We start from the raw sequence: 10672 nt of genomic DNA on the forward strand, positions 1-10672 counted from the left end.
TTAGATCCTTTCTCCAATTCTCAACTTTGCACTTCTGGACCTGCTGTTTCTTTCCAGCTCGTCCTGTTCGGCAATTACTGCTTTACGCGTAATTACTTTATATGGCTTTTCTTCATTGCCGAAGAAGTCCTTATCTGCTTCACCTCTGATCTTTCCTTTAGCAATAAAATTCTTTACCGGCCTGTCTTCCAGTGAATGGTAAGACATCACGACCAATCTGCCACCCGGACTTAATACCTCAGCAGTTTGTAATAAAAAGCTTTCCAGTACTTCGATCTCCGCGTTCACTTCGATCCGTAAAGCCTGAAATACCTGTGCCATGTATTTATTTTCTTTTCCCTTGGGGATGTGGGCTCCTGCTGCTGCTTTAAAATCAGCCAGGGTAACAATAGGTTGTCCTGCGCGGGATGTTACCACCGCTCTGGCCAATGATTTTGCATTTTTAACCTCACCGTAGATCCCAAATATTTTATGCAGTTTATCTTCGGTATAAGTATTTAAAACATCAGCAGCAGTAAGCTTGCCTTGTTTATCCATACGCATATCCAAAGAAGATTCGAAACGGGTAGAGAAGCCTCTTTCTGGCTCATTGAACTGGTGTGAAGAAACACCAAGATCAGCCAGAATACCATCTACCTGCTTATAACCTAACAAACGAAGATTATTTTTTAAGAAAGCGAAATTCTGATCAACAAATAAGAAGCGGGAATCGTCAATCTTGTTGCGCTGTGCATCAGGGTCCTGATCAAAAGCGATGAGTACACCGTCTTTGCCCAGTTTAGACAAGATTTCTCTTGAATGGCCACCTCCGCCAAAAGTAACATCCACATATACGCCATTAGGTTTGATATTTAACCCATCAATACATTCCTGCAAAAGTACTGGCACATGATAATTATTTTCCATCTTCCCCCCTGTTTTTATTTCCCATCACTTCTTCCGCCAGATTTGCAAAATCTTCCGGCTCACTATCCAGTAAATTGTCGTAGGCAGTTTTAGACCAAAGCTCTATTTTATCAAACTGACAAGACAAGATTACTTCGCCATCTATACCTGCAAATTCCAATAATGACTTCGGAAGATTGACTCTACCCGAAGCATCCAGCGTCAATTCTGTCGCGCCACGCGTAAAAAAACGAATAAATTCTCTCGTTTTCTTCTCATATTGGTTCAGTTTACTCAGCTCTTCCACTATTCCTTCCCACACTTTCTTAGGGTAGATCACCAAATGCTTTTCGAAACCTCTGTTTATCACAAGTCCCTCTTGTTCAACGTTTGGCAATTGTTTTTTCAGATTCGAAGGGACCATCATGCGGCCTTTCGTATCCAATTTACAATCAAATTCTCCAAGTAGTTGAACCATTTTAGTATCTACACTTTTTATGTAGTGTAAAAATAGACACTTCTACCACTTTTTACCACAATCTACCACAAAAAAGTTATCAACATAAATTATGCCCCACATTCTACCACTATATATGCAAAAAGGCCGCTTTAAAAAGCGGCCTTCAAAAAGGATCGTGATCCTGTGGAAATTTTATTGGTTTTAACCTTATCCGTTAATAGCCTTAACACCAGGTAGTTCTTTACCTTCCATGTACTCAAGCAATGCACCACCACCGGTAGAAACATAGCTCACTTCATCTTCCAGGTTGAATTTAGCAATTGCAGCAGCAGAGTCACCACCACCAATTAAAGAAAATGCACCATTTTCTTTGGTAGCTGCTACAACAGCATTGGCAACTGCGCGCGTACCTTGCTCAAAATTAGCCATTTCAAAAACGCCCATCGGGCCATTCCATAATAACGTTTTTGATTTTTTAATTACTTCAGAGAAAAGTTCAACTGATTTAGGGCCAATATCCAGTCCCATCCAGTCTGCAGGGATATGACCTGCATCAACATTTTTCTTTTCAGCGTTATTGTCAAATTTATCAGCGATAACAGTATCCAGAGGTAAAATGATATTAACACCTTTTGCTTTCGCTTTTTCCAGTAATTGCAAACAAAGTTCCATACGGTCAGCTTCCAATAAAGAAGTACCAATTTCACCACCTTGTGCTTTACTGAAAGTATAAGCCATACCACCACCAATAATCAGGTTATCTACTTTTTCAAGTAAGCTCTCAATTAAAAGGATTTTGTCCGATACTTTCGCGCCGCCCATAATCGCAGTGAAAGGCTTCTCTGCATGGTGGTTAATTTTCTCTGCATTTTTCAGCTCTTCAGCCATCAGGTAACCAAAGTATTTTTCTGTAGGGAAAAACTCAGCAATAATTGAAGTAGAAGCATGTGCACGGTGCGCTGTACCAAAAGCGTCATTTACATATACATCGCCTAATTTCGCAAGTTTAGCTGCAAAATCTTTATCTCCTTTTTCTTCTTCTTTGTAAAAACGAAGGTTTTCTAATAATAAAACCTGTCCCGGAACAAGGTTTCTTGCTGCATCAACAGCAGAAGCACCAATACAATCATCCGCAAATTTAACTTCAAGATCAAGCATTCTTGATAAATCACCTAAAATATGTTTCAGCGAAAATTGATTTTCAGGACCTCCTTTTGGGCGGCCCAGGTGTGACATTAAAATCACAGAACCACCATCATTCAAAATCTTAGTGATTGTTGGTAATGCAGCACGCATTCTTTTATCATCTGTGATGTTGAAATCCTTATCCAAAGGCACATTAAAATCTACCCTTACTAAAGCTTTCTTATCCTTGAAATCACATTGGTCAATTGTTTTCATCTTGTATCTAATTTTTAGGTGTTAAAAAAAGTCATGCGCGTCATCAACGATGAATCACGACTTTCACGTTATAAATTTATTTTTCGGCTATTTGGCTAAACATATCAAAATGCGGGCCGACTCCTGGAATTTCGAATTCCTCAGAAATGACTTCAAACCCTAGTCTGCTGTAAAAACCTACAGCGACAGTCCTTGCATTACACCAAATATAAGAAGCATGAACCGATCTCAGCTCATTGATTGCAAAATTTATTAGTGCTGCACCAAAACCACGCCCTGTATAAGCCGGATCGGTAGCCATGGCACGCAGTCTGAAGCCTCCGTCTCCTTTTTCTTTATAATTTTCGGGTATAAATGTACCGATAGAAACCAGCTTTTCATCTTCAAAACACCCCAGATGGAATCCATTTTCTATAGCATCACTGGCAAGACCACAATCCGCCAGGGGCCTGTTGCCCCATAAAACGGTGCTTCTAAGATGCAGTGTCTCTGCCGGAGAGATTCTTCTAATCATGACTTGCTGAAATTTTAAGCACCAGATCTACCAGCCTTGCGGAATAACCGGACTCGTTATCATACCAGCCCACCACTTTAACCAGATCTCCGACAATAGAGGTGAGTTGTGCATCAAAAATACAAGAATGCTGATTATCCAGAATATCTACAGATACAATCGGATCTTCTGTATATTCCAGTACCCTTTTCATTTCATTTTCTGCAGCCGATTTAAAAGCCGCATTAATTTCTTCTATTGTAGCTTTTTCTTTAAGGATGCAGGTAAAATCAGTCAATGAACCGTTTAATACCGGAACACGAATACCTGCTCCTCCAAGTTTGCCTTCCAGATGAGGGAAAATATTAGTAATTGCTTTTGCAGCCCCTGTACTGGTAGGAATAATCGAGGCAGAGGCAGCTCTTGCTCTTCTTAAATCTTTATGTGGTGCATCATGGAGGTTTTGATCACCAGTCATGGAATGTATCGTGGTAATATAACCGTCAAGAATCCCCCATTTATCATCGAGGATCTTTACCATTGGTGCTACATTGTTTGTGGTGCAGGAAGCGTTAGAAATAATTTCTGCACTTAAGTCAAGTACCGAATCATTAACTCCCAGTACGAACATAGGAATATCTTTATCTGCCGGGGCAGAGATGAGTACTTGTTTAGCGCCCGCCAGTAAATGTTTGCCTGCTCCTGTTCTGGTTGTAAATTTACCAGTAGATTCCAGTACGATGTCTATGTCTAAAGCTTTCCAGGGTAGATTCTCTGGCTGGGCTTCGCGGTAAACATTAATTCGTTTTCCGTTAATAATCAGCGCTTCTTCATCAAAAGTTACCTCTCCTTTGAAACCACGGTGAACGGTATCATATTTAAACAGGTGCGCTAAAGTTGCCGGATCACCAAGATCGTTTATAGCGACCACATTGATATTTTTTTCCAGGGCAGTCCGTAAAAATATACGTCCTATCCTGCCAAAACCATTAATTGCTAATTTCATTTCATTTTCAATTGACGGCACAAAACTAGCTATATTCTTTGGGCTTAACTTATGATATTTCATTGTTTTACATCTAGTTTATAGAGTAGCTGAATGATAAGGGTTTAAAATGAGTATCATGGCAGATTGTAAACTTTGACCCTAGTAAAACTATGCATGTATCCGTAAATTAATACAATGAAATAGTTAATTATGGAGCAGCCGAAAACCAGGGAAAGAGTAGGCGTGAATTAAAGTTTTTTTGATGTCTTTTTGATTTATAAAAGAATCTTTATTATGGCAAAAGCATGGTATTTATATGACGGGTCCGGTAATCCGACATTAAGCACTAGTTATACTCTTTATAATCCTGCTGATCTTAATGCCGTTGCACCTTGTCCTGATGGGTGCAGGCTCTGTGCAATTAAATCAAATACTGGCCCTGGTTTAAGACCTGTAACTCCATTGTCTAATAATGTACGGACTTATCTATCGAATTTTTTCATTGCCCAGGGAGTGCAACCCCTATATCCAAATGATCCATATGTTGTAGGTAAGGGCCCTTGCTAATCAGATAAGCTGAAATTCCGGAAAGATCAGGCATTAAAATAAATGGTTTTGATATATCTTATTTATTCTTTCCGGAATTTTCAATTGCTATAATGTTTTAGTTTTTCTATAGAAAAAAAACACATATACAACTGTAAATGAACTTATTAAAAAAAATATAATCATAAATTTTATTATTAATTTCATTCAAAATCTATTGATACACTCAACAAAGAATGAAAAGAATATCTCTGCTCTTAGTATTATTTTTTTTATGTTCAGCACTACAGGCACAGACCTGTGGCACACCAGGGCTGGACGGACCTGTAAATATTTCCAGTTCTATTAATACTTATTTCCCACCTCAAGGAGATATTACATTATCAGCAGGAGCAAAAAGTATCTCGCTCGGTCCAGTGCCTGCCAATGACGTTTACGGCAATAGTTTTGGAATTACTCCTATCAGTCCAGGAGATATGGTATTAATCATCCAAATGCAGGACGCAATAATAAATTTCACAAATGATGCTTTTTATGGCGCCAACAATGACAAATCAGGATATGACGGACTTGGCGGTACGGGATACACCAGTTTGGGCAACACCGGGAAATTTGAATATGTCATTGCTATTAATTCTGTTCCCCTTAGCGGAGGAATTTTAACCTTTAGAGGAATTGGTGCAGCAAAAGGGAGTGTTAATAGTTATATAAATGCTGCCGCTATCGCTGACCATGGAGCAAGGACGTTTCAAATAGTCCGGATTCCTCAGTATTCTAACCTTACTTTAACTAAAGACATTAAAACCCCACCTTTTAATGGGAAAGCAGGAGGAATAATTGCCTTCGACGTATCTGGAACAATGAACTTTAATGGGTTTCAGATAGACGCTTCCGCCAGAGGTTTTCGAGGAGGCTATGCGCCAGCGATTGGTGGAGGCAGGAATTTAACGGGGCTTTATGTTACCCTTTCCACAGATTATAATTCCTCAAGCAAAGGAGAAGGGATCGCAGGTACTCCCCGCTACATGTGGGACGGGTTTAATCAAGTCGATAATCAAGTCGAAGGATTACCCGCGGGTTCTTTTGGTAAAGGTGCCCCCGGCAATGCAGGTGGTGGTGGCAATGTACATAATGCCGGTGGTGGAGGTGGTGCAGGTGGTGGTGCAGGTGGGGTCGGTGGTAATGGACTTTTTCAATTGGATAATAATCCTGGCTCTTTTCCCAACGGCGGGCGGCCAGGATCTGTCAGTTATAATATACAAAATCCGGGGCCAGCCCGGTTGATCATGGGTGGTGGAGGTGGTGCCGGACATGCCGACAATGCAAGAGACGGAGTAAAAGGTGGAGTAGGTGGCGGGATTGTCCTGATCAACGTTGGCAGGATCACTGGCGCCGGCAAAATTCTCTCCAATGGAAGTAATGGAAAGATTGGCTCGATTGGGACGTCTCCTGATGGGGCCGGAGGTGGCGGTGCAGGAGGTACAGTATTCATTAAAGTAACTAATCCTGACCCTACAGCCATGCTTACCATTGAGGCTATTGGCGGTAATGGTGGTGATACCTATACAGATGGTTCTGGTAATGCCCATGGCCCCGGAGGAGGTGCCGGCGGCGGAGAAGTTTTCCATTCTCTACCTGCGACCTCCGTAAATGTGAACGTGGGCAAGGGTAAAGCAGGAGCTGTTGAAACAGGAGCTCATAATCATGCTGCCGACGGACAGGATGGACATGCAGTACCCTTTCTGATTTCAGCTCTTCCCGCTTATTTACAAGGTGGTGGAACTTTATGTTATCCTCAACTCAACACTGTAATAACAAAGACCAGCCCTGCGGGAATTCATTATCCCGGAGATTTAGTCAGCTATCAGATTAAAACAAATAATTATCCCAATGGAGGAAATGCAGGTGGCGTACAGGTTAAGGTACAACTTCCTCCTGGGTTTTTATATAGTTCAGCAACTGTAACTTATACCGGAGATGCAGCCGGACCAGTCAGTATCAGTAATCTTAGCAATGATGCAAACTTACCCTTATTTGGGGATTTCAACATTTCTCCGGGCGATACGGTGCTGATTACATTAACGGCCCGGATTGGTTGTGGTACTAGAGCTGGGGTTTATAAAATTAATGCTCAGGGACAGTATTTAGATCCTACGCGTACTATTGCTGATGCTAACCGCAGAATTTCCCCTTTGATAAACGCTTTTCCAGGAAGCAATACTTCTTATGAAACAGGAACGGCCGGAACTGTTCCCGGAAGTAATTACAGTAGTAAAACTTCTACCACAGGAGATATAACCATAGACGTACCTAATTTACACAATGAAATTAAAGTACCACCGACAACGGCATTTTGTACAGAGGGAATACCTGGCCTGATTGAGGGGAGTACGATTGTAGCAAGTGCAGATTCTTATATTTACCAATGGCAATTTTCTTCAGATGGAATTACTTACCAGGACATTATGGGAGCACTGGATAAAAATTACAAACCTGCATTAATTCAGCAAACTATGTACTACCGCAGGGCTATATCCTATCCAAGCTGTAACAGCTTAAAGTTAATTAGCAATATTGTGAAGTTGAATGTGATCGCGCCACTGGACGTTATAGATTTTGAAATGCCAGACATTTGTTTAAAAGACGCTTTGGCGAAGTTCACCAATAAAACGATAATTACTGATGGCGTAGAGACTGAACTTACTTATTTATGGGATTTTGGAGACCCAGGCTCGGCGAACCCAACATCTACAGCAAGAAATGGACAACATGTTTATACACATACAGGAGATTACAAAACACAATTGACCGTATTCAGAAATGGTGCCTGTGGCCGTACTATAACAAAAACATTCCGCGTAAACGGCAGTGCACCTAAAGCCAGCTTTACAGTGCAAAACAGTACAGCGCTTTGTAGTGGCAAAGAGGTTTTATTTGAAGATCACGCAACAGTTGATTTTGGTGAAATCACCCGCATTGACTGGTATTATGATGCAGAGAATAATACCACAGTTATAGAAACAGATAACAACCCCGGATTGAGGTTTACTACTCCAAAATTATACAAACATCTTTATCCCGTATTTCATACCCCAGCCACTAAAGTATTCAAGGTACGAATGGTGGCCTATTCCGGGATTTCCTGCATCGATGAGCAGACCATTCCGATTACTTTACATTCCGTACCTGAAGTCGTATTTGATATATTACCAACATCCGTATGCAGTTCATTTGCTCCATTTCAGCTGACCCAAGGCAGAGAGACTACTGGCTTATTACCTGGTACGGGTATTTATACAGGCGACGGAGTGAGTGTTTCAGGAATGTTTGACCCTATTGCAGCCGGTGTAGGAAAACATACTTTAACGTATTCGTTTACGCCCGATAATGGCTGCTCTTCAGCAGTAAAAACACAGGATATTATCGTTTTTGGTACCCCGACTGCAGACGCCGGAAAAGACCAGACCATTTTAGAAGGTGGAGAAGTACAATTGACAGCAGCGGTCACTGCTCCTGCTAATTTAGCCTTAAGCTATAAATGGAGTCCATCAACGAGTCTGGACAGAGATGATATACCTAATCCTGTGGCATCACCCTCCCGTGATATAACCTATCAATTAACGGTAACTACTCCCCAGGGATGTTCCGCGACAGATGATGTATTTGTACATGTGCTGCAGAATCCGGAAATCCCCAATACGTTCACGCCCAATGGGGACAGCATCAATGATGAATGGAATATCAAATATCTGAGCAGTTACCCGCAGGCCACCGTCAATGTGTTTAACAGATATGGTGGAAAAGTATATAGTGGAACTGGTACTACAAAGGGCTGGGATGGAAAATATAACGGGGAATATGTGCCGGTAGGCGTGTATTATTACGTAATAGATCCCAAAAATGGTAGAAAAATCATATCTGGTTCTTTAACCGTTTTAAGGTAACAGATGCCATTAAAAGCTTATAGATACGCCCTAAAATAAATAAAATATCATAAACAAGAAAAGCCTGTAGTTTCCTACAGGCTTTCTTTAAGATTTGGCACCGACCTACTCTCCCACGTGTTACCGCAGTACCATCGGCTCTGGTGGGCTTAACTTCTCTGTTCGGAATGGGAAGAGGTGGACACCACCGATATAGGCACCTAAATATTTTCGAACACTCCCTGCAATTGCAGTTCATGTTTTTATGTCTTATTGATGGCTCAAAGATAGCTAAAAATATCACTTTAACCCTATAAATAACAAATTATTCAATCTTAGCTTAACAATTTTTTTTTGTATATTTAATATAAGAATTTCTAACCAAATATACTTCTTGTCCCTAAGCTTAGCTTTCCCCCGGCTTTCACTGGGAGCGATCTGTCTTATAGTTTTCAAAAAGCATATTTTCTGGAAATTATAACCCGTATGACGATGATCCAAAGACGCTCCAGGAAAATTAGCTGTGCTAAGTTATTGCTTACCGGAGGCGTATTGTTATACCTGCTGTTTGTATTAACTCCTCCTGTTCATGCGCAAAGATTTGAGTTCAGCAGAAACCGTAAAAAACAGTCCATTCCTTTTGTATTAGTCAAAAATCTCATCATTATTCCTGTCTACATTAATGGAAAAGGCCCTTACAATTTTCTATTAGACACAGGTGTAGCACAAATGATTATTACAGACACCACTTTTCTGGATAATCTGGATCTTAAAAAAGCTCAGACCGTGAAGGTTCAAGGCTATGGATTCGGTGATAACATTGAGGCTGTTTTAACCAGAAATGTTGATGCCAAAGTAGGTAAAGCCACCATCAGAAGTATTCCTACAGCAATCTTTAAAAAGGACATCTTTGATTTATCAAATTATCTTGGAATTAAAATCTATGGCATCCTGGGTTACTATTTCTTTAACAGTTTTAAGGTAAAAATCAATTACTATACAAACAAGCTTACTTTTTATACTCCTGATGCTAAAATGGAGCTCAAAGGAACGAGGATCCCGATACAGATTACGGGTGGAAAACCTTATCTGAGCACACAAATAAAGACCGATGAGCTGGGCGATATAGACGTTGATCTGCTTATTGATAATGGCTCCAGCCATCCGTTGATGATGGAATCTTTGCATGATAAACCTTTTCCACTACCTGCAAAAACAATTTCTGCTAATCTTGGTGTTGGAATCAACGGAATCATCAATGGCTCCATGGGAAGGATTTCAGCTATTAAGCTTGGGACATATACCTTTAACGAAGTGCTGACAGGTTTTCCAGAATATAACATTGGACGTTCTACGATGGAAGGAAGAACAAGGAATGGTAGTCTGGGATCTGATATATTACGGCATTTCGTAGTTACTTTTGATTATATCGGTGGCTTTTTATACCTGAAGAAGAACAATAATGAGGTTCCAAAGTTCGAGCATGACATGTCTGGTCTTGAAATTTATGTGATACAAGGGGTTAAAGACCGGTATTATATCGGCAGAATTGAAGTTGGTTCACCGGCAGAGGAAGCCGGGCTACAAGTAAATGATGAAATTACTGCTATAAACTTTGCCAGTGTAGTACATTATAAGCTTAATGATCTGACAGAAATGCTGAAGGATCGTAATGGGAAACAGTTATTGATGGAAATATACAGAGGTGATGATAAACATGTTGTACTCCTTAGATTAAAAAAACGGATTTAGAGTTACGCGGCAGGCATTATTCCAGTTTGATCCTACATTGATATCACAGATAAAAAAGACTTTAAACAGATTCATCAAAAGCTACTGCGCTTGTTTACAAAAAGACTGTAAACCATAAACAGGATTTATAAAAAACCTCTTTAAACAAGAAAAGCCTGTAGTTTCCTACAGGCTTTCTTTAAGATTTGGCACCGACCTACTCTCCCACGTGTTACCGCAGTACC

The 10672-nt window shown here is 40.5% G+C and carries 7 protein-coding genes and 1 rRNA gene; 2 read left to right on the top strand and 6 right to left on the bottom strand.

Annotated elements, in window-relative coordinates; translation table 11 throughout:
• From rsmH to gap, 5 genes are all read right to left on the bottom strand, one after another.
• Nucleotides 1–906 carry a 16S rRNA (cytosine(1402)-N(4))-methyltransferase RsmH gene (gene rsmH, locus ABIB30_RS16195; RefSeq protein ID WP_354303732.1) on the bottom strand — a complete coding sequence of 302 codons (906 nt, stop codon included), beginning with the start codon at nucleotides 904–906 and terminating at the stop codon, nucleotides 1–3.
• Nucleotides 896–1363, bottom strand: coding sequence for a division/cell wall cluster transcriptional repressor MraZ (gene mraZ / locus ABIB30_RS16200; RefSeq protein WP_041883311.1), 468 nt, complete (start codon nucleotides 1361–1363; stop codon nucleotides 896–898). The genes rsmH and mraZ overlap by 11 nt, the downstream gene beginning before the upstream one ends.
• A gap of 189 nt (nucleotides 1364–1552) precedes the next feature.
• A complete protein-coding gene (locus ABIB30_RS16205) occupies nucleotides 1553–2746 on the bottom strand; it encodes a phosphoglycerate kinase (RefSeq protein WP_111633639.1) in 1194 nt (397 codons plus the stop codon).
• Nucleotides 2747–2822: 76 nt separating this feature from the next.
• A complete protein-coding gene (locus ABIB30_RS16210) occupies nucleotides 2823–3260 on the bottom strand; it encodes a GNAT family N-acetyltransferase (RefSeq protein WP_354303735.1) in 438 nt (145 codons plus the stop codon).
• Nucleotides 3253–4245 (bottom strand): type I glyceraldehyde-3-phosphate dehydrogenase, encoded by a 993-nt coding sequence (gene gap, locus ABIB30_RS16215; RefSeq protein WP_354303745.1) that lies wholly within the window; start codon nucleotides 4243–4245, stop codon nucleotides 3253–3255. The genes ABIB30_RS16210 and gap overlap by 8 nt, the downstream gene beginning before the upstream one ends.
• A 764-nt stretch (nucleotides 4246–5009) precedes the next feature.
• Between gap and ABIB30_RS16220 the strand changes: the two genes are divergently transcribed.
• Nucleotides 5010–8717, top strand: a complete 3708-nt coding sequence (locus ABIB30_RS16220; protein ID WP_354303737.1) for a T9SS type B sorting domain-containing protein — start codon at nucleotides 5010–5012, stop codon at nucleotides 8715–8717.
• A 92-nt stretch (nucleotides 8718–8809) separates the two neighbouring features.
• Here ABIB30_RS16220 and rrf read toward each other — a convergent pair.
• A 5S ribosomal RNA gene (gene rrf / locus ABIB30_RS16225) occupies nucleotides 8810–8921 on the bottom strand.
• A gap of 267 nt (nucleotides 8922–9188) precedes the next feature.
• On the opposite strand from rrf, the gene ABIB30_RS16230 reads away from it, so the two are divergent.
• Nucleotides 9189–10448: an aspartyl protease family protein gene (locus ABIB30_RS16230; protein WP_354303739.1), complete on the top strand. Its 1260-nt coding sequence runs from the start codon at nucleotides 9189–9191 to the stop codon at nucleotides 10446–10448.
• The last annotated feature ends 224 nt before the right edge of the window (nucleotides 10449–10672 follow it).

The organism is Pedobacter sp. UYP1, assembly GCF_040547305.1.
GTDB lineage: Bacteria > Bacteroidota > Bacteroidia > Sphingobacteriales > Sphingobacteriaceae > Pedobacter.

Excerpts from the sequence above, each read along its gene's own strand:
- mraZ (WP_041883311.1), bottom strand. The coding sequence starts at position 1,363 with ATGGTTCAACTACTTGGAGAATTTGATTGTAAATTGGATACGAAAGGC.
- gap (WP_354303745.1), bottom strand. The coding sequence starts at position 4,245 with ATGAAATTAGCAATTAATGGTTTTGGCAGGATAGGACGTATATTTTTA.
- rsmH (WP_354303732.1), bottom strand. The coding sequence starts at position 906 with ATGGAAAATAATTATCATGTGCCAGTACTTTTGCAGGAATGTATTGAT.
- ABIB30_RS16220 (WP_354303737.1), top strand. The coding sequence starts at position 5,010 with ATGAAAAGAATATCTCTGCTCTTAGTATTATTTTTTTTATGTTCAGCA.
- ABIB30_RS16205 (WP_111633639.1), bottom strand. The coding sequence starts at position 2,746 with ATGAAAACAATTGACCAATGTGATTTCAAGGATAAGAAAGCTTTAGTA.
- ABIB30_RS16230 (WP_354303739.1), top strand. The coding sequence starts at position 9,189 with ATGATCCAAAGACGCTCCAGGAAAATTAGCTGTGCTAAGTTATTGCTT.
- ABIB30_RS16210 (WP_354303735.1), bottom strand. The coding sequence starts at position 3,260 with ATGATTAGAAGAATCTCTCCGGCAGAGACACTGCATCTTAGAAGCACC.